This is a genomic window from Rhodococcus sp. Ni2 (assembly GCF_021352185.1).
GTDB lineage: Bacteria > Actinomycetota > Actinomycetes > Mycobacteriales > Mycobacteriaceae > Rhodococcus_F > Rhodococcus_F qingshengii.
Genome location: NZ_WOXZ01000002.1, coordinates 1,709,698 through 1,733,883, shown reverse-complemented (window position 1 = coordinate 1,733,883; position 24,186 = coordinate 1,709,698). Strand labels below are relative to the sequence as shown.

The 24,186-nt window shown below is 62.9% G+C and carries 23 protein-coding genes; 2 read left to right on the top strand and 21 right to left on the bottom strand.

What is annotated here, in order from left to right:
- Positions 1-20 precede the first annotated feature (20 nt).
- Positions 21-1,430 carry a wax ester/triacylglycerol synthase family O-acyltransferase gene (locus GN300_RS21630; protein WP_007731194.1) on the bottom strand — a complete coding sequence of 470 codons (1,410 nt, stop codon included), beginning with the start codon at positions 1,428-1,430 and terminating at the stop codon, positions 21-23.
- A complete protein-coding gene (locus GN300_RS21625; RefSeq protein ID WP_003940859.1) occupies positions 1,424-1,849 on the bottom strand; it encodes an HAD-IA family hydrolase in 426 nt (141 codons plus the stop codon). The genes GN300_RS21630 and GN300_RS21625 overlap by 7 nt, the downstream gene beginning before the upstream one ends.
- Before the next feature lie 130 nt (positions 1,850-1,979).
- Between GN300_RS21625 and GN300_RS21620 the strand changes: the two genes are divergently transcribed.
- A complete protein-coding gene (locus tag GN300_RS21620; protein WP_228402140.1) occupies positions 1,980-2,498 on the top strand; it encodes an Rv3235 family protein in 519 nt (172 codons plus the stop codon).
- 36 nt (positions 2,499-2,534) lie between these two features.
- Here GN300_RS21620 and secA read toward each other — a convergent pair whose 3' ends face one another.
- From secA to GN300_RS21530, 18 genes are all read right to left on the bottom strand, one after another.
- Entirely contained in the window at positions 2,535-5,378 is a 2,844-nt protein-coding gene (gene secA, locus GN300_RS21615) for a preprotein translocase subunit SecA (RefSeq protein WP_007731191.1), read from the bottom strand.
- 131 nt (positions 5,379-5,509) lie between these two features.
- Entirely contained in the window at positions 5,510-6,190 is a 681-nt protein-coding gene (hpf, locus tag GN300_RS21610) for a ribosome hibernation-promoting factor, HPF/YfiA family (RefSeq protein ID WP_003940893.1), read from the bottom strand.
- Positions 6,191-6,365: 175 nt separating this feature from the next.
- The gene (locus tag GN300_RS21605; RefSeq protein ID WP_063316749.1) at positions 6,366-7,097 is read right to left on the bottom strand and encodes a ComF family protein; all 732 of its coding nucleotides are present in this window, start codon (positions 7,095-7,097) and stop codon (positions 6,366-6,368) included.
- Between the two features lie 33 nt (positions 7,098-7,130).
- A complete protein-coding gene (gene lpqB, locus GN300_RS21600; protein ID WP_042450111.1) occupies positions 7,131-8,909 on the bottom strand; it encodes an MtrAB system accessory lipoprotein LpqB in 1,779 nt (592 codons plus the stop codon).
- A complete protein-coding gene (gene mtrB / locus GN300_RS21595) occupies positions 8,906-10,645 on the bottom strand; it encodes an MtrAB system histidine kinase MtrB (protein WP_042450112.1) in 1,740 nt (579 codons plus the stop codon). The genes lpqB and mtrB overlap by 4 nt, the downstream gene beginning before the upstream one ends.
- A complete protein-coding gene (mtrA, locus tag GN300_RS21590; protein WP_003941013.1) occupies positions 10,642-11,319 on the bottom strand; it encodes an MtrAB system response regulator MtrA in 678 nt (225 codons plus the stop codon). The genes mtrB and mtrA overlap by 4 nt, the downstream gene beginning before the upstream one ends.
- Before the next feature lie 116 nt (positions 11,320-11,435).
- A complete protein-coding gene (locus GN300_RS21585; protein ID WP_007731190.1) occupies positions 11,436-12,077 on the bottom strand; it encodes a dTMP kinase in 642 nt (213 codons plus the stop codon).
- Positions 12,078-12,157: 80 nt separating this feature from the next.
- Positions 12,158-13,636: an adenosylhomocysteinase gene (gene ahcY, locus GN300_RS21580; protein WP_003940766.1), complete on the bottom strand. Its 1,479-nt coding sequence runs from the start codon at positions 13,634-13,636 to the stop codon at positions 12,158-12,160.
- Positions 13,637-13,696: 60 nt separating this feature from the next.
- Positions 13,697-14,338: a TetR family transcriptional regulator gene (locus GN300_RS21575; RefSeq protein ID WP_063316632.1), complete on the bottom strand. Its 642-nt coding sequence runs from the start codon at positions 14,336-14,338 to the stop codon at positions 13,697-13,699.
- A gap of 48 nt (positions 14,339-14,386) precedes the next feature.
- Positions 14,387-14,569, bottom strand: a complete 183-nt coding sequence (locus GN300_RS21570) for a rubredoxin (RefSeq protein ID WP_003940894.1) — start codon at positions 14,567-14,569, stop codon at positions 14,387-14,389.
- A complete protein-coding gene (locus GN300_RS21565) occupies positions 14,566-14,751 on the bottom strand; it encodes a rubredoxin (RefSeq protein WP_082845798.1) in 186 nt (61 codons plus the stop codon). Before GN300_RS21565 ends, GN300_RS21570 begins: the two co-directional genes overlap by 4 nt.
- Entirely contained in the window at positions 14,751-15,977 is a 1,227-nt protein-coding gene (locus GN300_RS21560; protein ID WP_054781789.1) for an alkane 1-monooxygenase, read from the bottom strand. The genes GN300_RS21565 and GN300_RS21560 overlap by 1 nt, the downstream gene beginning before the upstream one ends.
- Positions 15,978-16,088: 111 nt before the next feature.
- Positions 16,089-17,585: an amino acid permease gene (locus GN300_RS21555; protein ID WP_030535015.1), complete on the bottom strand. Its 1,497-nt coding sequence runs from the start codon at positions 17,583-17,585 to the stop codon at positions 16,089-16,091.
- A 62-nt stretch (positions 17,586-17,647) separates the two neighbouring features.
- A complete protein-coding gene (locus tag GN300_RS21550; RefSeq protein ID WP_063316633.1) occupies positions 17,648-18,631 on the bottom strand; it encodes a cation diffusion facilitator family transporter in 984 nt (327 codons plus the stop codon).
- 8 nt (positions 18,632-18,639) lie between these two features.
- Positions 18,640-19,872 (bottom strand): mannose-6-phosphate isomerase, class I, encoded by a 1,233-nt coding sequence (manA, locus tag GN300_RS21545; protein ID WP_063316634.1) that lies wholly within the window; start codon positions 19,870-19,872, stop codon positions 18,640-18,642.
- Complete coding sequence (locus GN300_RS21540; protein ID WP_030535017.1) at positions 19,873-20,967, bottom strand: hypothetical protein; 1,095 nt, start codon at positions 20,965-20,967, stop codon at positions 19,873-19,875. It abuts the gene before it with no gap.
- A 163-nt stretch (positions 20,968-21,130) separates the two neighbouring features.
- Positions 21,131-22,504: a phosphomannomutase/phosphoglucomutase gene (locus tag GN300_RS21535; RefSeq protein ID WP_003941022.1), complete on the bottom strand. Its 1,374-nt coding sequence runs from the start codon at positions 22,502-22,504 to the stop codon at positions 21,131-21,133.
- Between the two features lie 127 nt (positions 22,505-22,631).
- Positions 22,632-23,018: a DUF3499 domain-containing protein gene (locus tag GN300_RS21530; RefSeq protein WP_007731177.1), complete on the bottom strand. Its 387-nt coding sequence runs from the start codon at positions 23,016-23,018 to the stop codon at positions 22,632-22,634.
- Between the two features lie 79 nt (positions 23,019-23,097).
- Here GN300_RS21530 and GN300_RS21525 point away from each other — a divergent pair, with 79 nt between their 5' ends.
- A complete protein-coding gene (locus GN300_RS21525; RefSeq protein ID WP_003940797.1) occupies positions 23,098-23,586 on the top strand; it encodes a metallopeptidase family protein in 489 nt (162 codons plus the stop codon).
- Positions 23,587-23,761: 175 nt separating this feature from the next.
- Here GN300_RS21525 and GN300_RS21520 read toward each other — a convergent pair whose 3' ends face one another.
- On the bottom strand, positions 23,762-24,040 hold the full coding sequence (locus GN300_RS21520) for a WhiB family transcriptional regulator (RefSeq protein WP_020907098.1): 279 nt from the start codon (positions 24,038-24,040) through the stop codon (positions 23,762-23,764).
- Positions 24,041-24,186 lie beyond the last annotated feature (146 nt).

Genomic DNA, 24,186 nt, shown 5'->3' with positions numbered 1-24,186 from the left:
ACCACCTTCATGCTCGTTCGTCACCGACTCGCATCCGTCAATTCCTCGAGTGACTCGAAGATCAGCGAACGAACGACGTCGACGTCCGACATCGCGTCACGGTCGGCATTCAAACCGTAGTAGACATTTCCGTCGTACGACGTCAGCGCGATGCTGAGTGTCTGATTCTTGAGTAGTGGCGACACGGGATACATCTCGAGCATCCGAGCCCCACCGAGGTAGAGCGGAAATTGCGGCCCTGGCGCATTGGTGATCATCAAGTTGAACATTCGCTGCGACAGACTACTGGCCGCGCGGGAGCTCATCGCATGCAGCGTCGCCGGCGCAAACCCGGACATTCGCACCATCGTCTGCGCGGTGACCCGCCGACCCTGACGCGCGAATGCCTCCGTCGCATGGGCCACGTGCGAGAGCCGAACCACCGCGTTGGGTTCACCGACAGGCAGGTCGATGAGGAACGAGGAAACATGTCCGGGCGCTTGCGGATCGTCGACGTCAGGACTCTCCGGGCCGTCGGTGTAGACCGACATGGGCACCATCGCTCGCACGATGGTCGCCTCGGTCACCGGTTCACCGCGCGAGAGCAACCAGTTCCGCATCGCACCTGCGATGACGGTCAGAATCACGTCGTTGATCTCGCACCCGTACCGCGCACGAATGCGTCGATAGTCCTCCAGAGACGTCTTGGCCACCGCAAGGCGTCGATTGCGCGAAATGGTGGCGTTGAGCGGGCTCGACGGGGCTACCTGAGTCGCCGTTCGAACCACTTCCGCGAGTTTCCCGAGTGCACTCACAGCCTCGGTGACGGATGTGGTCACGTCGTTGAACGCTGCACGCGCCCGTGCGATCCCCTCCCCCGGGCTCGTCACGAGATCTGCCAGTGCACTGACCAACAAGCTGGTATCGCTCGGCGGCCTGGCGGGCATCCACAATTCTTCGGGGCCTGGCGCTCGATTCTTCTCCGGATCGAAGATCACCTGACTGATCTCTGGAGCCGCCTCGCCGTCCACCAACGACGAATGAGACTTCGTGAAGATGGCAAATCTGTTTCTGGTCAGCCCCTCGACCAGGTACATCTCCCACAACGGCCTCGTGCTGTCGAGTGGTCTCGACGTCAGCCGCGCGATCAGATCCATCAGCTGTTCGTCGGAACCCGGTTTGGGCAGAGCAGATCGGCGAACGTGATAAGTGATGTCGAAATCCGAGTCGTCCACCCATACCGGGCGGGCCAGACCGAACGCCACCTCGCGAACTCTCTGTCGGTACCGCGGAACCGATCCGAGCCGCTCTTCGACAAGTCGAAGCAACTCCTCGTGATCGATCCCGTTTCGCAGTTGCCTGAAGATCCCCAACGAGCCGACATGCATCGGCGTCGTCCCGGCTTCGAGGAAGTAGAAAGCGGCATCCTGAGTCGTCAGTCTGTTCACCATGGCTTCGTGTCCCCTCCTTCGCCGAGATCGAACAGAATCGACAACTCCTCGATGGTCGATTCCGAGCCGACGTGATGGACCCCGACCATCCCGACGGCCACAGCCGCCCGGACGTTGATTTCGAGATCATCCACGAAAACGAAATCCTCCGGCTCGACGCCCAAACGACTCGCTGCCAACAGATAGATCTCGGCGTCGGGCTTTGCCATCTCGACATCACCGGACAAGATCACGTCGTCGACCAAGACCCCGTCGCCGAGATCCCGCAACCACTGAGCACTGGCGCCGCCGGGATCGTTGCTGACGATTCCCGTCACGATTCCGCGGGCCTTCACCGCGCGCACGACCGCGCTCAAGCCGTCGAGATCCGATCCCGGACCGAACAGCACGCCACCGACATCCAACAGAAGTCCCCGCACGCCATCACCCTAAGTCGCGATGGTGATCACGGCGACATCTCGAGCGATTCGTGTCATGCTTCTCACCATCGCTCGGGGGAGCGAAGTCCGAGACAGCTGTCTCGGACGCAGGATCATCCGGGGGGATGTCATGGAGCAGGACTGCAAGATCGTTCTCGAGCCGGCGCCGCAATTCGAGCCTCACCCGCATACCGTCGTGCTGTCGCGGCCACAGTGCCGGCCAGACCGAACGCAGTGCCGAACAGACCGGATGCTGCGTCGCCCGCGAAAGACGCCACACAACGGAACGTCGCCCAGTACCGGGTTCACTCACGCTCCGGAACCGCGGCTGGTAGGTGCCGACATCTTCTGGAACCGATCACTACGTCTGGTTCTCGAAACCGTCGACCGACGACGAAATCCACGGCAACTCAAGGGCGTGTTGACGCCGTCCGTCCTGGAAGTTGTTGCGAGACTTTACACTTCGGATTTCTCGGCCCGGAAGCTGGGCGGCGCGGCCGTTCACCGCACCCACGTTCAAGCAGTGTCGGAGAGTACCGCCGAAGTCTGTGCGACGTACACACGAGGCACGCAGACTTTTGCCGTCGCAGGCCGGATCGACCACACAGACGAAACAGGCTGGACGGTCACCGCACTACACGTGGTGTGACCGTCCAGCCTGCCGAGTACTGACTGCGCTAATACCTCAGCGCTTGCGCTTGGACTTCGGAGCTCGATTGCTCTTCGACTGCGTCCGTGCTGCTTCACGACGTTCGCGACGAGAGGCGGCACCGTCGCCGGTGTCGGCAGCCGAGTCACGTGTTGCCTTTGCCTTGCCGTCCTCGTCCGGGCCGGTGTACGTCAAACGCGACGGACCTTCGTCGTCAAGTCCCTTGGCGCGCAACGCCGTCGGGGCAGCAGTTCCGGCAGTCCTGGCCGCAGCTTCCTGCGTGGGGAGCGGCTTGGGCGCCGTGGCGGACGCCGCGGCGGCAGAGCCCGCGGTGACGGAAATTCCACTTGCGGGCTGCGCCGGAGCTGCTTCGACCTGCAGGTTGAAGAGGAATCCGACGGACTCTTCCTTCAATCCGTCGAGCATGCCGATGAACATGTCGTAACCCTCGCGCTGGTACTCGACCAGCGGATCGCGCTGGGCCATCGCACGCAGACCGATTCCCTCCTTGAGGTAATCCATCTCGTAGAGATGCTCACGCCACTTACGGTCCAGGACCGAGAGGAAGACACGACGCTCGAGTTCACGCATACCGTTTTCGCCGGCGATCGCATCGATCTCGGCTTCGCGCTTCTTGTACGCCGCGTGGGCGTCTTCGAGCAAAGCGGTTCGCAGGTCGTCACGGCTCAGGTCACTGTTGATGCCTGCGCCGTCCTCCCCGGCCAACGTCTTGTGATCGATGCCGACCGGGTACAGCGTCTTCAGCGCAGTCCACAGCTGCTCGAGATCCCAGTCCTCGACGTATCCCTCGGCGGTGGCACCGTCGACGTAGGCGGTGACCACGTCAGTGATCATCTGCTCGACCTGGCCTTCCATGTCCTCACCCTCGAGGATCTGGCGGCGCTCCTTGTAGATGACCGTTCGCTGCTGGTTCATGACCTCGTCGTACTTGAGGACATTCTTGCGAATTTCGAAGTTCTGCTGCTCCACCTGGGTCTGAGCGCTCTTGATGGCCTTCGAGACCATTTTGGCTTCGATCGGGACGTCGTCGGGCAGGTTCAGGCGCGTCATGATCGACTCGAGTGCCGAACCGTTGAAACGGCGCATGAGCTCGTCACCGAGCGAGAGGTAGAACCGCGATTCGCCGGGATCACCCTGACGTCCGGAACGACCACGCAACTGGTTGTCGATTCGGCGCGATTCGTGACGCTCGGTGCCCAGGACGTACAGGCCGCCGGCATCGCGGACCTTCTCGGCGTCTGCCTTGACCTCAGCCTTGACCTCGTCCAGGACTGCGTCCCAAGCTGCCTCGTACTCGTCCGGCGTCGTGACCGGGTCGAGGCCCTTCTTGCGCAGCGCGATGTCCGCGATGATGTCCGGGTTACCACCGAGCACGACGTCGGTACCGCGGCCGGCCATGTTGGTCGCGACGGTGACCGCGCCGGAGCGACCGGCCTCGGCGATGATGGTCGCTTCCTTCTCGTGGAACTTGGCGTTGAGGACGTTGTGGGCAACGCCGCGCTTGGTGAACTGCTTGGACAGGTACTCCGAGCGCTCGACGCTGGTGGTACCGATCAGGACGGGCTGGCCGTTCTCGTGGCGCTCGACGACGTCGTCGACCACCGCGTCGAACTTGGCTTCCTCGGTCTTGTAGATGAGGTCGCCGTTGTCGACTCGGACCATCGGACGGTTGGTCGGGATCGGGATCACACCGAGCGTGTAAGTCTGGTGAAGCTCGGCAGCTTCCGTCTCGGCGGTACCCGTCATGCCCGACAACTTGTCGTACAGACGGAAGTAGTTCTGCAGGGTGATGGTGGCAAGGGTCTGGTTCTCCGCCTTGATCTCCACCTTCTCCTTGGCCTCGATCGCCTGGTGCATGCCCTCGTTGTAGCGGCGGCCGACCAGCACGCGGCCGGTGAACTCGTCGACGATGATGACCTCACCGTCGCGGACGATGTAGTCCTTGTCCTTGGTGTAGAGCTCCTTGGCCTTGATCGCGTTGTTCAAGTAGCTCACCAGCGGCGAATTCGCGGCTTCGTACAGGTTGTCGATACCGAGCTGGTCCTCGACCAGTTCGACGCCCGCCTCGTGCACACCGATGGTGCGCTTGCGGATGTCGACCTCGTAGTGAACGTCCTTCTTGAGCAGCGGCGCGATGCGCGCGAACTCGCTGTACCACTTGCTGGAGCCGTCGGCCGGGCCCGAGATGATGAGGGGGGTTCGGGCTTCGTCGATGAGGATCGAGTCGACCTCGTCCACGATGGCAAACGCATGGCCACGCTGGACCAGGTCGTCCAACGAATGCGTCATGTTGTCGCGCAGGTAGTCGAAGCCGAACTCGTTGTTGGTGCCGTAGGTGATGTCGGCTGCGTAGGCGACGCGGCGCTCGGCCGGCGTCATGCCCGAGAGGATCACGCTGGTCTCGAGGCCGAGGGCGCGGTGAACGCGGCCCATCCACTCGGAGTCGCGCTTGGCAAGGTAGTCGTTGACCGTCACCACGTGGACGCCGTCACCCGCGATCGCGTTCAGGTATGCCGGAAGAACACAGGTCAGGGTCTTGCCCTCACCGGTCTTCATCTCGGCGACGTTGCCGAAGTGCAGGGCCGCGCCGCCCATGATCTGCACGTGGAAGTGCTTCTGGTCGATCACGCGCCACGACGCCTCGCGGGCAACCGAGAATGCCTCGGGCAGCAACTCGTCGAGAGTTTCCCCGGCGGCATAGCGCTCACGGAACTCGGTGGTCTTGGCTTTGAGTTGCTCGTCTGTCAGGCCTTCGACATCGGGCGACAGAGATTCCACATGCTCGGCGATGTGCTTGAGCCGCTTGACCATGCGACCTTCACCAACACGGAGCAGCTTCGATAGCGACAGCGACGGCACAGTCTTCTTCGTCCTCAATCTTCGGCGACAGGGGGTCACACACTGAAAATCCGGCCGGGGTCCGAAAACTCCGGCCGGATTCCATGGTAGGCGCTACCGGCGGCGAGCGAGCAAACCCACCACCGATTGGGTCATGTCAGGCGGATCAATCCGTAGTCGAAAGCGTGACGACGGTAGACGACGGACGGCTTGTCCGACTCCTTGTCATGGAAGAGAAAGAAGTCGTGTCCGACCAGTTCCATCTCGTAGAGAGCGTCGTCGATGGTCATCGGCTCGGCCGGGTGATCCTTCGTGCGGACCACGCGTCCCGGGCCGTCGTACTCGTCCGGCTCTTGACCGTTCAGCGAAATGTCCGGTGTGACTCCGAGTGAGTCTGCGTCGACGAGGGAGGCGGTTGCCTCCGCGACGGACACCGGTCGCTTGTCGCCGTAATGGACCTTCTTGCGGTCCTTGGTTCGACGGAGGCGACTCTCGAGCTTGTCGATCACCGATTCGAAGGCGGCGTAGAAGCTGTCTGCGGACGCTTCGGCTCGGGCCACCGGGCCTTTACCTCGAGCGGTGATCTCGACGCGCTGGCAACTCTTGGCCTGTCGTCGGTTGCGTTCATGTTGGAGTTCCACGTCGAAGTGGAATATGGAGGGGTCGAAGTGTTCGAGTCGCGCCAGCTTTTCCGAAACGTAGATTCGGAAGTGATCGGGGATCTCGACATTTCGTCCCTTGACTACGACGTCGGATCTCGGAGCTGCGGCATTCTCGGAACGCTCGATGGTGGCGTCCTCGATGAAAAACGAGGCTTGCGAAGGGGTCGTCACTCGTACCTCCCAATTACGGCCCCGCCCCACGGTGGGCGGCGGCAAATTCTGCAAGTACCGAGAGGGGATCCGCCCGGCACCAGTATCGAAGTACCACCTCCTACCAGTATTTTCGGGTGTGCCGCCGACGCTAGTACGTAACGCGCGCGAGTGCCACTGTTCCAACGAAATTCATCTAAGCCCCTGCAAGGACAAGCACGAGAGTTGTCCGAATCCCACTGAGCGAGAGGGCCCGAACCGACTCTGCCGCAGTCGCTCCCGTGGTGAGGACGTCGTCGAGCAGGACGATGTCACTGTCCCCGGCAATCGAAGAGATCGCAGTGGTGTCGAGAGACACATGACCGTTCACGTTGGTCACCCGGTCGGCCGCGGACAGTCCCACCGAGTCACGTACACCTCGCGTCATCCGGAGAATCGGACAGACACGTACCGGACGACCCGCGACATAACCAATTTCCCGCTTTCCGCGCATACTTTCGGCTATCCGGCGAACCGGATCACCCCCGCGAGATCGCGCCGCTCGGGCGCGCGTGGGAGCCGGCACCAGCACGATCGGCGGACGACCCCCGCTGCCGAGCTCGCCCCACCGTTCCAGAGTGGCCAACGCGTCGGCCACAGCGATCCCCAGAGGCATCGCGAGGTCCCGACGACCCCGTTCCTTCATCTCGATCACACTGCGCCGCCTGGGGCCGTCGTAGCGGCCGAGTGCCCAGACGGGCACGCCCGGATCCACGCGCGGACTCAGTTGAAGCGGATGATCGCGCAGCAGTTCCGCGCACTCACCGCACCACAGAGTCCCCGAGCGGCCACACCCACCACACTCGCGTGGCAACAGCAGGTCGAGCAGACCGGCACCGAATTTCTTGTCCCCCATGGCCGAATCATGAACCTGAGCACCGACATGCATCAGAGCGCAGACATTCACCAGAGCGCAGAGGCGTCAGCCAGGCAGAACCGGAATCGCCTTCTGTCCGGTCAGCACGGTCACCTCACGCCAGCGGCGATCCCCGGCGGGGTCGTTGTTGTTCAGTTGGAACACCGCACGCGCGTCGGCGACGTACTCGGTGGTCGGCGATGCATCCACGGAGGTGACGGGAGCGGTCAGGTTTCCACTCGGCAGCGCGTCCATTCGTGAGCCGTCGATCGCGACCTGGACGACCGGTATGTCGGCTCCACTGCGCGCGATCACGATGGTGTCGCTGTTGCTCCAGTCGAGTGAGAGCGCTGTACTGCCCAAGCCGGACGCCACTGCGCGTGGACTCGTCAGGGCGTAGACCCCGCTGGCGGTGCGCACGACCACAGCCAGGTAGACCTTGCCGTCGATGATCATCGCCGCTCGCACGCCGTCCCGCGACAGACGCAGTTCCGAGATCGTCGAACCGACCGACGTCAGGGCCCCGACATCGACGTTGGTGACCGACACCCGGCCAGTGCCTGGTTCACGGACGACCCGAACGACGGTATTGCCGTTCACAGCCGTCCAGACCGCGTTGTTGTCCAACTCCCACGAAGGCCTGGTGATGGCGCTGCCTTCGAGTACCGGAACGGACCCTTCGCCGTATGTCCCGAGCGACAAGTCGAATCTTGTGCCGGGATCCGGCCGAGCGGTGTCCGCGACGGCTGCCACCAACTTGCCGTCCCGTGAGAGAGCAGCCGCCGTGAGGTTGCCCGCATTGCCCGCGAAACCGGGCACCGGAGTCGCCTCTTGCTCGGTGACACTCACCAGTGAACCGTTGCGCAGTGCGTGCAGTCCGACGGTTGCACTCGTGGTGGCCAGTGGGTTGGTGGATGCGACGTCGGCGGTGGTCCAGCCGTCGGCATGAGCCGCGTCCAGCGGTTCGCCGTCGATCTCCAGAACGTACGGCCCTGCCACATCGGCGTTGGCGAGCGTCCAAATGACCTGTGCTGCAAACAAACCGCGAGTAGCAGCATCCATCGGGTTGTCAAGGCGGAAGTTGATGCGCACACCACCGAGACCGACTCCGACCTGCCCCGGCTTACCGTCGGCCTTGGTGATCGGACCGATCACCGACACGCCATTGCCCAGTTCGTTTCGCACAGCCGGCGCCAGCGCTGCCTTCGGTCCGTCGATCATCAGACCGATCAGCTGAGCCGCCACCTGGTCCTGCCCGCCGGAGATCCAGCGAAGATCGGGGACGACCGTCTGGCTGGTGGGGTCGAGGAAGAACAACGACTTCCGCTGGTAAGCGCCGAGGAACTGCGGACGCTCCATGATCACGCCGGGAGGCAGATCACTGATCCGCCATTCGCCGTCGGTCAACGCCAGGGTCATCCTCGCTTCGAAGCTGCCCTCTTCGGGAACGTACAGTCCTCCCGGGTCGAGGCGACCGACCTTGTTCACACGAATCGTGTAGACGGCTTCGGTGCTGGTTCGAGAAACCGAGAGCACATCGACCTTGTCGACGATGACAGCACTTGCCGCGTCGTCCCAACGCGCCGAAGCGTCCTTGGTCAGGTACTGACGGGCTGCGGCGTGCCGGTTGGACGGATCGGTACTCGCCTTGACGAAGTCACGTACCAGCAGGTCCGGCTCTCGCCCCGATGCCGGTGATTCGACGGAGGTTCCGGGCACGGCTGTCGCCAGAGTTCCGATTGCTTGTGGCGACGAGGACTCCGGCAAACTCGCGCATGCACCGGTCAGCAACAGAACGCTCAGGGTTGTTGCGAGAAGTCCCAGACGACGGCGGGTTCCGATCATGATCGATCCCCACCGTTGGACTCGTTCCGTGAGTCAGTTTCGCGCGGAGTCGGCAAGGACGATGTGACCTCGCCGACGGTATCGGCGACGATGTCGGCTTCGCTCGGCGTGCGGACGAATTTGGTGGTCGTCGGCTTGAGTGGCAGCGGACTCGACACGACTTTCTTGCCACGGGTGCGCGAGAGCGTCAGCCGGAAGCAGGCTCCGACTCCCGGTTCGCCCCAGGCCTCGAGCTTGCCGTCGTGCAGATTCGCGTCTTCGACGCTGATCGCGAGGCCGAGTCCGGTGCCGCCACTGCGGCGCACGCGGGACGGGTCCGATCGCCAGAACCGGTTGAAGACCAACTTCTCCTCGCCCGGACGCAACCCGACGCCACTGTCGCGGACGATGAAGGCGAGGGCATTGTCGTCGGCGCGAAGGCGAAGCAGAATCGGCTTCCCCTCACCGTGGTCGATGGCGTTGGCCAGGAGATTTCGCAGGATGCGTTCGACGCGGCGCGGATCGACATCTGCCATGACGGGCTCGTCGGGCATGTCCACGATCAGTTCGGTGCCGGATTCGCGGGCGAGATGGCGAACTGTGGAAACGGCCGCTCGCGCACACATACGCACGTCGAGTTGTTCGGATGCGAGTTCCGCGACACCGGCGTCGTGACGGGAGATCTCGAGGAGGTCCGCCAGTAGCCCTTCGAACCTGTCCAGTTCGGCGACAAGCAGTTCCGACGACCGACGCAGCATGGGGTCGAGGTTCTCGCTGCCGTCGTAGATCAGGTCGGCTGCCATCCGGACCGTGGTCAGTGGTGTGCGCAGTTCATGGCTGACATCGGAGGTGAAGCGCTTCTGGAGGCTGCCGAACTCCTCCAGCTGGGTGATCTGTTTGGACAGACTCTCGGCCATCTCGTTGAAGGACATGGCCAGGCGCGCCATGTCGTCCTCGCCGCGGACCGGCATTCGTTCCTTGAGTCGGCCGTCTGCGAAACGCACCGCGATTCGCGAGGCCGATCGGATGGGAAGCACGACCTGTCTGGCAACCAACAGCGAAATCGCCGCCAAGAGCACCAGCAACACGGCTCCACCGATCAGCAGGGTGCTTCGAACAAGAGACAGACTTCGGTCTTCGCTGGCGAGCGGGAAGATCAGATACAGCTCGAGTCCCGATATCGACGACGCGGTGGGGCTACCGATGATCAGCGCGGGTCCGGAGTAACCGTTCGGGTTGGACACCGTCGCGAATTGGTAACTGATCTGGCCGCGTTTGACGAACTCGCGAAGGTTGTCGGGGATCTGATCGACCGGTCCCGAACTCGTCGGCTGGCGCGGCCCGTCCCCTGGCACGATGAGCACCGGGTCGAAGGTTCCGGCCGACCCGGAGGCCTGGCCCGAGGTCTGGTTTCGACGGCTGGTCAGTCCGGATGCAGCGCTTTCCAATTGAACGTTGAGCGCCGTCGAATCGTCGACGCCCGCGAGTTGGTCTTCGACGATGCCGCGGGCTCGGTCCATTTCCTCGGTCGCCGCGGTGATCTTCGTTTCCAACAGCCGATCGGTGATCTGGCTGGTCAGCACGACACCGAGAATGACGATGACGATCAAGGACAACGTCAAAGTCGAGACGACCACTCGCAATTGGAGCGAGCGTCGCCACGTGTGCGCGAGGGTGTTGCTCATCGAGTGACACCACCGCAGAAATGGCGTCAGCCGTCGGTTGAGACGACGACGCCACCTGGAAACTCCGCTCACGGCGGTCCGGCCTTGTAGCCGACCCCCCTGACCGTCAGAACCACTTCGGGATTCTCGGGATCAGTTTCGACCTTGGCGCGCAAACGCTGAACGTGCACGTTCACCAGGCGGGTGTCGGCGGCGTGGCGGTATCCCCACACCTGCTCGAGGAGGACTTCACGGGTGAACACCTGGCGCGGCTTGCGCGCCAATGCGACCAGCAGGTCGAATTCGAGTGGTGTGAGCGAGATCTGCTCGCTGCCGCGGCTGACCTTGTGTGCCGGAACGTCGATCACGATGTCGGCGATGCTCAGCAGTTCGGCCGGCTCCTCTTCCGTACGGCGCAGGCGAGCACGCACCCGCGCCACCAGCTCCTTCGGCTTGAACGGCTTCATGATGTAGTCGTCCGCGCCGGATTCGAGGCCGAGTACGACGTCGACGGTGTCGGTCTTGGCCGTCAACATCACGATGGGCACGCCGGAATCCGCACGCAGAACTCGGCATACGTCGATCCCGTTCATTCCGGGAAGCATGAGATCGAGCAGGACGAGGTCGGGCCGGGTCTCACGCACTGCCGCGAGCGCCAGGGTTCCGTCGCCTACCACGTAGGGATCGAAACCCTCACCACGCAGCACGATCGTGAGCATCTCGGCGAGTGCCGTGTCGTCGTCGACAACCAGAATCCTTGGTTTCATATCCCTATCGTTGCATCTCGGAGCGATGAATCAGACCGTTACGAGGCCGTGCGGCGTGCCGCGTCTTTCCCTCTACTGTGCCGGAAAGTTCGAATCCCGGCCGCAAGGGTGACCGATCACGCGAAATCCGCGAGCCTGCGCGCCAGTTCGCCCGGGTCCGTCTCCGGCCCCACGATCCACCAGGGCGAGACCCAGTCCGTCGCTGCCAACTGCTTGTAGAGCTCACCGGTTCTGGCCTGCAGGCCGCCGTCGCGCTCGTAGGCGTCGAGCTGACGCGACGCGTCCTCGGCCTCACGCGAGCGAGCACGCTGCTCGGCCAGAGCTACCGGTACGTCTAGGTACAACTGCAGATCGGGAGCGGGAAGAGCGAGTCGACCCAACTCCAATTCACGGACCCAGGCGACCATCTCGCCGTCCACGCCCTGATGCGCGCGCGCCGCGTTGTAGGCGGCGTTGGACGCCACGTAGCGATCGAGGAGAACAATGTCGTTGGCGGACAACAGGTCCGAGATCCGATCCGCCGCACCCGCGCGGTCCAGGGCGAACAGGACTGCCATCGCGTTCACGGATTCAGCCAGGTCTCCGTGCGATCCTTTGAGTGCCTCGGCAGCAAGATCCGCGTGGATCGACTTCCCGTACCGCGGAAAATCCAGAGTCGCGATCGATGTGCCGCCGCGGCGGAGTTCGCTCTCCACTTTGCCGATCAACGTTCGCTTTCCAGCGCCGTCGAGGCCTTCCAATGCCACCAGTGTTCCCACGGCGGACAAGCCTATCCCCCGGCCTGCTTGCGCAGACCGGGGGACGGCGGACACTACATCCTCAGCGACGAATCACCGGGTCAGTAGCGGTAGTGCTCGGGCTTGTACGGGCCTTCGACGTCGACGCCGATGTACTCTGCCTGATCCTTCGTGAGCTTGGTCAGCGTGCCACCGAGTGCCTCGACGTGGATCTTGGCGACCTTCTCGTCGAGGTGCTTCGGGAGGCGGTAGACCTCGTTGTCGTACTCGTCCGGCTTCGTCCACAGTTCGATCTGCGCGATGACCTGGTTGGAGAAGCTGTTGCTCATCACGAACGACGGGTGGCCCGTCGCGTTGCCGAGGTTGAGCAGGCGGCCCTCGGACAGCACGATGATCGAGTGGCCGTCGGCGAACGTGAACTCGTCGACCTGCGGCTTGATGTTGATCCGCGTGACGTCGCCGGACTTCTCGAGGCCGGCCATGTCGATCTCGTTGTCGAAGTGACCGATGTTGCCCAGGATGGCCTGATGCTTCATGGCCTTCATGTGCTCGAACGTGATGATGTCCTTGTTACCGGTGGACGTGATCACGATGTCGGCCCAGCCGATGGCCTGCTCGACTGTCTTGACCTCGAAGCCGTCCATGAGCGCCTGCAGGGCGTTGATGGGGTCGACCTCGGTGACCGCGACGCGAGCGCCCTGGCCGCGAAGTGCCTCGGCACAACCCTTGCCGACGTCTCCGTAACCGCAGACCAGCGCAGCCTTGCCGCCGATCAGAACGTCGGTGCCGCGGTTGATGCCGTCGAGCAGCGAGTGGCGCGTGCCGTACTTGTTGTCGAACTTGCTCTTGGTGACCGAGTCGTTGACGTTGATAGCGGGGAACGTGAGTTCACCGGCAGCGGCAACCTGGTACAGGCGCAGAACGCCCGTGGTGGTCTCCTCGGTGACGCCCTGGACGGACTCGGCGATTGCCGTCCACTTGCCCTTGTCGGACTCGAGGGACTGACGCAGAAGTGCAAGGAAGACCTTGTACTCGTCGGAATCCTGGTCGTCGTCCGTCGGCGGGACGACGCCGGCCTTCTCGAACTGTGCGCCCTTGAGCACCAGCATGGTGGCGTCGCCGCCATCGTCGAGAATCATGTTGGCAGGCTCACCCGGCCAGGTCAGCATCTGCTCGGCTGCCCACCAGTACTCTTCGAGGGTTTCACCCTTCCAGGCGAAAACCGGAACGCCCTTGGGCTCTTCCGGGGTGCCGTGCGGACCGACGACGATGGCGGCGGCAGCGTGATCCTGCGTGGAGAAGATGTTGCATGAAGCCCAGCGGACCTCGGCGCCGAGCGCGGTCAGCGTCTCGATCAGCACCGCGGTCTGAATGGTCATGTGCAGCGAGCCGGAAACGCGAGCGCCCTTGAGCGGCAACACCTCTGCGTATTCGCGACGAAGCGCCATGAGGCCGGGCATCTCGTGCTCTGCCAGACGGATTTCCTTGCGACCGAACTCCGCGAGCGAAAGATCTGCAACTTTGAAGTCGATGCCGTTACGGCTCTCGGCCACGGGCGTTGTTGAAACTGAGGTCGTCATCTGCCTCTCCTGGTTGACGTGCATACTCTGCACAAGCCTATCGGTGTACCAGGCTATCGGTTAGACGCCCTCTCCCGCCCGCCCCTCTACTGCGCGGCCCTCGCGCGCCACGTCGATGAACGGCCCGAGCAGTATGCCCAGATCCTCCGCCACCGAAGCCTCGGACTCCGGCGGCATCGAAATGTAGCTCAGCCCGAGACGCGCAATCGCCCTGGCCAGAATTCCGGCGTCGGCGGGTGACGCCTGAATCCACCCTCGCTGGAAACTCTCCGCAAGCCGCGACGACGCGCGCTCGATGATGACCGCACTGTCGGTGGTGATCAGGCGAAGCAGGTCCGGCTTGGCCTCACCGGTGAGCAGAGAGATCACCAACGGGTCGGTTGCACTGGAGGCGAAAAACGATCCGAAACCCGCCGTCAATGCCTCGACTGCACGTCCGTCGTTCGCCACCATGGCCTCGTCCACCGCGTCGACGAAGCGGTCAGCAAGGCGAAGCGCGTACGCCTCGGCAAGCCCTTGCCTCGAGCCGAACTCGTTGTAGAGCGTCTGACGACTCACACCGGCATGCTTGGCCAGAACCGTCAGCGTCACCTCGGACCAGTCGCGCTCGGTCAACAACTCACGCATCGAATCGAGCACCGACGTACGCAGCAGCAGGCGCGACGCTTCTTTCTGCGGCAGACGAGTGGGCGTCGAAGTCATGGTGACGACACTACCGCCGCACCTAGGTCCGTTCGACGCCGACGCATCTCACCGTCGTTCGACCTCAACCATGAAGAAGTCGCTCTTCGCCGCCCCGCAGTCCGGGCAACTCCAGTCTTCGGGAATGTCGTCCCAGCGAGTGCCCGGTTCGATACCGTCCTCCGGCCAGCCGACTGCCTCGTCGTACTCGAAGCCGCATTGCGCGCACTGATACAGCTTGTAGTCGTTCATGATTCACTCCCCGCCGTTGCCGGCTTCGGCTCGAAGTCCAGCTTTTCCCTCACGCCGCAGTCCGGACAGCACCAGTCGTCCGGCACGGCATCCCACGGCGTGCCCGCCGGAAACCCTTCTCGTGGTGCACCCTTCGATTCGTCGTAGACGTATTCACAGACCGGGCATCGATAGCTGCTCATCACGCTGCTCCGTACCGAGCAAGGATGCGATCACGCTTGGACGGCTGAACATTGACGCGGGTGATGTCGCCGCCGTAGTGCGCAAGGACTTTGGGATCCATCACTTTTCGCCACAGCGGTGGAACGTAGGCGAGGATGATCATGCTCGCGTACCCACTGGGCAGGTTGGGCGCACCGTCCATGCTTCGAAGCGTCTGATAACGACGCGTCGGGTTCGCGTGATGATCGCTGTGACGCTGGAGGTGATACAGGAAGATGTTGGTGCAGATGTGATCACTGTTCCAACTGTGCTCCGGTGCTGCACGCTCGTACCGCCCGCTGTCCAGACGACGACGCTTCAGTCCGTAATGTTCGAGGTAGTTGACGGTTTCGAGCAGACAGAATCCGAACACGGCCTGCAGCACCAGGAACGGCAGTACCGAGAGGCCGAAGACGGCGACGAGGACACCGAACAGTACGACGGACATCAACCACGAATGCAGGACGTCGTTGCGAATTGTCCACGGCTTCTTACCCAGTCGATCGAGTCTGGCCTTTTCCAGGGACCACGACGAGCGCAGAGATCCCCACACACTGCGCGGCAGGAAGGTCCAGAAGCTCTCACCGAAGCGAGACGACGCCGGATCCTCGGGCGTGGCGACGCGCACGTGGTGTCCACGATTGTGCTCGATGTAGAAGTGGCCGTAAAACGACTGCGCCAGAGTGATCTTCGACAACCAGCGTTCGAGATCGTCCTTCTTGTGACCGAGCTCGTGTGCGGTGTTGATCCCGATTCCTGCGACACAACCGATACTGATCGCCAGACCGATCTTGGAGATCAGCCCAAGTCCCCCGTCGATTCCGAGCCAGGACAGATCGGTCGCCGACCAGAGGTAGCAGGCCAGGACCAGGCTGACCAACTGGAACGGTATGTAGATGTACGTGCAATACCGGTAGTACTTGTCGTTCTCGAGGCGCTCCATCACTTCGTCCGGCGGATTCTCGCCATCCGGGCCGAAGAAGACGTCGAGGATCGGGAGCAGGATGTAGACGAGAAGCGGCCCGATCCACCACCACACCGGCGAGACCGCATTCCATCCGAGACTGTTGAACAACGCGACCAATCCGACGGCGATGAAGACCGCCGTCGGCGGCACGAGGCCGAGCAGCCAGAGGTATCTCTTCTTGTCACGCCACTGCTCGGGCGGGAGCGTCTGGCCGGATTGCGAGTCCACGTGCGTCGACACGGTCTACCTCCTCGATTCGGACCGACCCGAAAACTGTGAGTCAGTTCACTATGAGGTAGACAGTACTACTGATTTTGTACAAGTGATAGACAAATCATAAACTTTGTACATTTACTCGATTTCGCCGCGTTCACGCTTCCCGATCATCGAATGCTGCCTGCTGTAGGCAAAATAGATGACAACGCCGAGGGCCATCCAGACCACGAACCTCATCCAGGTCTCCACCGACAGGTTGAACATCAGCCACAGACACGCGAGGACGGCCAGAATCGGGACCAGCGGGACCAGCGGCACCCTGAATCCGCGAGGTAGGTCGGGACGCGTCCGACGGAGCACGAGAACCCCGATCGAGACGAGAACAAAAGCGAACAGTGTGCCGATGTTGACCATTTCCTCGAGGGTGCCGATCGGAAAAACGCCGGCGAGCACCGCGACCACGACGCCGACCAAGATCGTGATCCGCACAGGGGTTCCGTGCTTGCCGGTCGGTGCCAGGCGTCGTGGCATCAGACCGTCGCGTGCCATCGCGAAGAGCACCCTGGTCTGCCCGAGCATCAGCACCATCACCACTGTCGTGAGACCGGCCAAAGCGCCGAACGAGATGACGTTTTTCGCCCACGTGATGTCGTGGAAAGCGAATGCCGTTGCCAGGTTGGAGGTATCGCCCTCGAGCTCGGTGTATTTCACCATCCCCGTCAGCACCAGTGTCACCGCCACGTACAGAACCGTGACGATCAGGAGAGAACCCAGGATGCCGCGTGGCAGCGCCTTCTGCGGCTCCTTCGCCTCCTCCGCCGTCGTGGCGACGACGTCGAAGCCGATGAACGCGAAGAACACCAGACTGGCTGCCGCGAGCAATCCGTACCACCCGAACGTGCTGCCACCGGCCCCGGTCACGTACGAGAACAACGACTGGTGGATGCCCTCTCCCGTCGAGCCCGGCTCCGACGGCGGAATGTACGGCGAGTAGTTGTCGGTGTCGATGTAGAACAGACCGACGATGATCACCAGCAACACCACCGCGACCTTGATCGCCGTGATCACCAGTGACACCCTCGACGAGAGTTTTGTGCCGGTCGCGAGCAGGATCGTGATGACAGCGATCACCAGCACCGCACCCCAGTCGAAGGATATCGGCCCCAACTCGACGATCGGGCTGCGTGAGCCCATCACTTCGCCGAGGTACAGCGACCAGCCTTTGGCGACCACCGAAGACGCCAAGGCGAATTCGAGGATGAGATCCCAGCCGATGATCCAGGCGACGAATTCGCCGAACGTCGCGTACGAGAACGTGTACGCGCTACCGGCAACCGGGACCGTCGACGCGAATTCGGCGTAACACAGCGCTGCCAGTCCGCAGGCGATGGCGGCAATGACGAACGCGAGCGAGACCGACGGCCCGGCGACATTTCCCGCCGTCCGAGCCGTGAGTGTGAAGATGCCCGCACCGATGACGACTGCGACACCGAACACCGTGAGATCCCACGAGTTCAGTTCTTTCCGGAGTTTGGTTTCCGGCTCGTCGGTGTCCTTGATGGACTGCTCGATCGATTTGGTTCGAAACAGCTTCGACCGTCCAGATCCGGCCTGCTCGTCCTTGACAGCCATTGCCGCCTCCTTGCTGGGGACCAGCAGGTCCCACCATGGGCAAGTAGAGAGATGGCATCAGCCTAAGCCTGCAGGCGCAGCTTTGTCCAGGGTTTGTCGGGAGCCTGTAGATCTGTTTCAGGGCGATCTCCTGCGCTGAGACGATCCAGGTCCGGCTCGAGGTAGATCACCCGCGCCGCAGGCACTGCAGCGCGCACGCGAGACTCGGCCTCGTCGATCGCCGTCGCCACGTCCGAGATCGTCGATCCGATCGGCACCGCAACCTTGGCAGCAACAAGGATCTCCTCGGGACCGAGGTACTGCGTCTTGCAATGAATGACGCGTTCGATACGAGTTCCGTCGACCAGGGCGTTGAGGATCAGTTCGGTCTCCACCGCCGTTGCGCCCTCACCGATCAGCAGCGACTGCATTTCGATGATCAGAATGACCGCGATGATGCCGAGCAGGACACCGATGCACAGAGTTCCGATGCCGTCGAAGACCGGATTTCCGGTCACCATCGTGAGACCGACGCCGCCGAGTGCAAGGACGAGACCGATCAATGCGCCGGTGTCCTCGAGCAGCACAACCGGGAGTTCCGGGCTACGAGAGGTTCGGATGAAGTTCCAGCACGACGCATTTCCCTTGAGCGGTCGTGATTCCTTCGCTGCGGTCCGGAAGCTGTAGCCCTCCAGACAAATCGCTATGACAAGAATAGCGATTGCCACGAAAGCCGAATTGAGTTCTTCCGGATGCTGAATCTTGTGAATACCCTCGTAAATCGCGAACAGCGAACCGAGGGTGAAGAGCACCAGTGCAACGACGAACGAATAGAAGTATCGGTTGCGCCCGTAGCCGAACGGGTGCAGTTGATCCGCGTCACGTTCTGCCTTCTTCTGCCCCAGGAGCAGCAAACCCTGATTGGACGTGTCGGCCACCGAGTGCACCGATTCGGCGAGCATCGACGACGATCCGGTGATCAAGAATCCGGCGAACTTGGCTACGGCAATTCCGGCATTGGCTCCGAGGGCCGCCAGAATTGCCTTCTTGCCACCATGAGCCGACACAATGTCTCCTAGTTTCCGACTACGGCACTGAAAACCTGCGCAGTCGGGGTCCGTGTGCTCAGGTGTATCGCGGGCTCGTCGGCAGCGATCCACGCCGCTCGGCCTCGATCGAGGTCGAGAGTGTCGGCGCCGCACGTCGCAGTGACCGCGCCGTCGGTGCAGATCAGAATCCGCGGGCCTGAAGCGTCGACGACGATGTCCGTGGAATTCGCGTCGAACTCCAGACGCGTCAAACGAAATTCGGGCGCCGGCGTGACGTACTCGTATCTACCTGATCCTGACTGACCTGATCCAGATGACGGGGCCGGATCGAGCACTTCGATATCGGCCCCGACGAAGTCCAGAACCCTCAGCAATTCGGGCACGTCGACGTGCTTCGGTGTCAGCCCACCGCGCAGCACGTTGTCGGAGTTGGCCATGATCTCGACCGCGAGTCCATGGAGATACGCGTGGAGATTGCCGGCAGCGAGAAACAGTCCTTGGCCGGGCTCGAGGGTGACGCGGTTGAGCAGCAGTGCCGCCAGAACACCGGCGTCGCCGGGGTACGCCTCGCTCAATTCCAGCGCGGTGCGGATCTCGGTCACGAATTCGGCGTCGTGGTGCGCGACGTAGGTGATGCACCCGGCAAGTACGGCAGGGAGCAAGGTCCCGAGCACCGTGGACGGCAGCGTGATCCACGTCGTGAACAACGCCCGCAGTCCGTCGGAATCGGGTTGGCCTTCGAGCAGACCGATGTACGGCTCCAACTCGTCGACGGCCAGAGCGCGCAGCAGTTTGACAGTCCGCGTCGGCTCGCGGAATCCGGCAAGCGCTTCGAATCTGCTGAGCGCGACAACGAGTTCGGGCTTGTGGCTGCCGTCCTTGTAGTTGCGAATCGGCGATTCCATGGGAACGCCGAGTGCGTTCTCACGACGAAATCCCTCGTCGGCTTGAACGGCGCTGGGGTGCGCTTGAAGCGACAGCGGTTCTTCCGCCGCAAGCAGCTTGAGCAGGAATGGGAGTCGCTCACCGAATGCCTCGAGGTTCTCACGGCCGAGTTCGCGTTCGGGTTCGCGGTGCAGGACTTCGAGCAACGACTCGCTTCCGGATTCGGTGATCACGCGCGCCGGGTCACCCGGGTGCGCGCCCAACCACAATTCCGCTTCGGGATGATTCGACGGAGTCGAAAGACCGCGTAGTTCGGCAATTGCCGTTCGCGAGCCCCACGCGTAAGAACGAAGTGCACCTTCGAGTTCACGCACTTACTTCGCACCGCCCGTCAACTGCACGTACGCCGCGGCCATGTCTACTCGAGACGCCAACACGAATACCTGCTCCATCTCCGATATGACCACGTTGGTCTGGTCTTCGTCTGCCGCAACCACCAGGTCGGCGTCAGCCAGTGCGTCCATCCGGCGCCTCGCCTCCCCGCGCGTGGATTCGGTCGCGAAGACGAACGCGCGCGCCGGCGGGGTCGGCAGCGCGCCGTCGAGTTGCGGATCGTGAAAGAAGGGGTCGTGGAACACCGAATCACGTGAAGCTGCGTCCGGCGCGAACAGTGCTCGCGCCGAACGAATCACCTCGGACATCTCGGCGGCAGCGGCGTTCAGGCCGGAGCTCATCAGCGCAACGCTCGAGAACTCTGCGAGTGCTGTTGTCACGGAACCACTTCCACACAGAACGACTCGCCGGCCGCTCATCCTGGTGGCCAACGACTTGGCCGGGTTGTGGAATACCTCGTTGGCCGGTCCGTCCCGCAGCGCCTCCGCATCAACTGCGTCGGCGATTCGACCGAGCACCGCCGAACGGTCCTCGATCGATCCCTTGCCCTCGATCTCGGCGGCAACCGCGAGGAAGACGGCGAGGAACCGCGTCATCGTGTGCCGGGGCGAAGCGTAGAGCCGCGGCGGCAAGGGCATGGTGCGCCCGGCCGCCACGGCTCGCATGGGCCCCTCGTCGGGAACGGCGACAACAACCTCGGCGCCGCGGCGTACGGCACTGTCAACGGATTCGACGAGGCGTGGATCACCGGCATCGTCACCGGCGACGACGATCACATCCAACGGCCCGGCCCACGACGGCGTCCGGTCGAGAACGAGGAGCGGGCAACCGACCGAATCTCCGACGAGAGCAAGCGCGATCCTGGCTCCATGCCGGGCGCCACCCGCGCCGGCGATCAGTACGACGCTGCGCGGACGCAGACCGGCCAATCGGGAGATCACACCCTCACCGACGGCCGACGCGGTGGCCCGAATCTGTGCGCCGCCCATGGCTACAGACCGCAGTAGCCCTTCCGAATCGGCAGCTGACAAACCCTCGCTGTCGTCGAGGTCGAGAAGCGGCATCGGCGCTGTCATCTCACCGCACCCCCTTCTCCGTTAGCAGTTCCCGCACCATCCAGCATTCCAGCTCCACGCGGTCCGTGGTGGCAAAGCCCTCGTTCCCGAGGCCGTCGTTCCTGAGATAGTCCCCCAACTATCCCAGGGCTTCGGCTCACCGACAAACCGATCAGACTCGGATTCAAGCCCGGACGATCGCCAGAATTTCGTTCACCAATGCGTCGACATCGGCGGACGTGGGTGCTTCGACGTTGAGTCGCAGCAGTGGTTCGGTGTTGGACGCGCGCAAGTTGAACCAGGCATTTCCCTCGAGACTGACCGTGACACCGTCGAGGCGATCCACCGACTCGGTGCGGTCGGCAAATGCCGCCAGTACAGCGGCCGTACGATCTGCCGCGTCAGCCACGGTGGAGTTGATCTCGCCCGAGGCCGCGTAGCGGGTGTACTCCGCCATCAACTCGGAGAGCGGACGATCCTGCTCGCCCAGTGCGGCGAGTACGTGCAGCGCCGCGAGCATGCCGGAGTCGGCGCCCCAGAAGTCGCGGAAGTAGTAGTGAGCGGAGTGCTCGCCGCCGAACACCGCACCGGTCTCGGCCATCTCCTGCTTGATGAACGAGTGGCCGACTCGGGTACGAATAGCGACGCCGCCGAGTTCTTCGACCAGTTCGGGCACTGCCCGTGACGTGATCAGGTTGTGGATGATCGACGCGCCCGGTTCCTTCGCGAGTTCGCGCTTGGCGACAAGTGCCGTCACCGCGGACGGCGAGACCGGGTCGCCCTTCTCGTCTACGACGAAGCAACGGTCCGCGTCACCGTCGAACGCCAAGCCGATGTCCGCTCCGGTTTCGCGCACGTAGGCCTGCAGGTCGACGAGGTTGGCCGGATCGAGCGGATTGGCTTCGTGGTTGGGGAACGTGCCGTCGAGCTCGAAGTACAGCGGCAGGACGTCGAGGGGCATCGGCCCGAATACGGCCGGCGCGGTATGGCCACCCATACCGTTGCCTGCATCGACTGCGACCTTCAGCGGGCGCAACGCAGCCAGGTCGACCAATCCGCGGAGGTAGCTCGCGTATTCCTCGAGGACGTCCTTGGTGCTGGCGGTGCCTGCCGGTCCGTCGTACGCGGGAACACCCGAGACGACCTCGGCGGAGATGACTGCGAGGCCGGTGTCCTGACCGACCGGCTTGGCGCCGGCCCGACACATCTTGATGCCGTTGTACTTGGCGGGATTGTGGCTCGCCGTGAACATCGCGCCCGGGCAGTTCAGCAAACCGGATGCAAAGTAGAGCTCGTCGGTCGACGCCAATCCGATGTAGACGACGTCGAGCCCTTGAGCAAGCACGCCGTCACCGAAAGCCGAAGACAGTGTGGGCGACGATGCGCGCATGTCGTAGCCGATCACAACCGTCGTGGCGGCGCCGGCCTCGTCGCGGACCAGGCGGGCGAACGACGCACCGACGTCGCGGACAAAATCTTCGTCGATCTGCTCACCGACCACACCGCGTACGTCGTACGCCTTGATGATTGCAGCAACCGACTCGGCTGTTCGCCCCACTGAAAACTCTCCTTGTGCATGCACCCTCACAGACGGGAACATCCGGGCGCATGGCGTCCGGAGATTCGCAGTACTCGGGTGTGGAAGTACTCGGTCGAGCCTAGCGTCTACGGCGACGAATCTCGCGTCAGTTGGACGGGTCGGGCAGAACGCGTAGGTGTCCACGACGCCCTGTACGGGCAGTACTCGGAGCTGCGGGACGTATGTCCTCATCTGCATCGACGTTGGACTTGCTGCGATCTCCGAGACCGGCCTCCCGTACAGCTTCGGCCAAAGCGGTCAGATCGTCTTCGTCGGGAGTACTCGACGCGAATCCGCCTTCGTGGCGGACGAGTTCCCACCCCTTGGGGGCGGTGATTCGAGAGCCGTGAGTGTCACACAAATCCCATGAATGGGGCTCGGCGACGGTTGCCAGCGGCCCGACAACCGCAGTGGAGTCCGAGTAGACATACGTAAGCGTCGCGACGGCGGGGTTCTTGCACCCGGGGCGGCAGCAGCGACGCAGAGATCTCACAGGTACGGAGCCTAGCCCTCCCCACGTCCGGAACCTACTCGGACACACCGAGCAGTTTCTCCTGTCGTAATCTGGCGCCATGCCACAAGCCCGCCGCCGACGCTCGGTCACCACTCGTTCCATCGAGCGACACGGCCGTGGCCTGCGCGGACCGCTACTTCCCCCGGAGGTGCCCGCCAGGCGTACCCGCGCGGAGAAGTTCGATCTCCTGGTGCTCGACGCCTTCTCTCCCGTCGACCTCGCATGGCACGACCGGCTGACGAAACTCGACATCGCAGTGGACGAAGTTCCGAAGATTCACGCGCACGATCCGGAGTCCGTCACATGGCCGCCGGAGGTCATCGCAGACGGCCCGGTTCCACTGTCACGACTGATTCCGGCCGGAATCGACCGTCACGGAAATACGACTCGCGCAAGAATTGTGCTGTTTCGCCGCCCATTGGAGCAGCGAGCGAAGGATCCGGAAGAACTCACGGATCTGGTGCACGACGTGTTGGTCCATCAAGTCGGCACGTATCTGGGCGTCGACCCACAGGTCATCGACCCCACGCTGCCCGACGAGGACTGATACTGCCCGACGAGGACTGACGCACTGTCAGACGAAAAAACTGATGTCACACGAAGAAGTAAATCCACACGAAGAACAAAACAGTCGTTGCTTGACCTGCAATTCCCCGTTGCAGGTCAGACTTTCGAAGACCGCCCGTCAGCCCCGACGCTGACAGAACCGATTCAGCAGCAGATCAGATGATCCCCCGCTTGAGTCGCCGACGCTCGCGCTCGGACAACCCTCCCCAGATTCCGAACCGTTCGTCGTTCGCGAGCGCGTACTCGAGGCACTCGTCACGAACTTCACAACCGAGGCAGATCCGTTTTGCTTCCCTCGTCGATCCTCCCTTTTCAGGAAAGAACGCTTCGGGATCGGTCTGCGCGCAGAGAGCACGCTCCTGCCACTGATCCTCGATGGTGTCGAACAATTCTTCGAAGCCGGTGACGAGACTCAGCACTGGCCGAGTACTCATACCGTCGAACTCACTGCTGCAGGCACCTTCTGCTGCGCCTGCTCGGGAATCGGTCTGCGGTTCGTCGCTTACTGTCATTGCGAGAGAACTGATCTCGACATTTTCATTGGGCATCGTTCCGCCTCCTCACCTGTAATAGCGCAGAA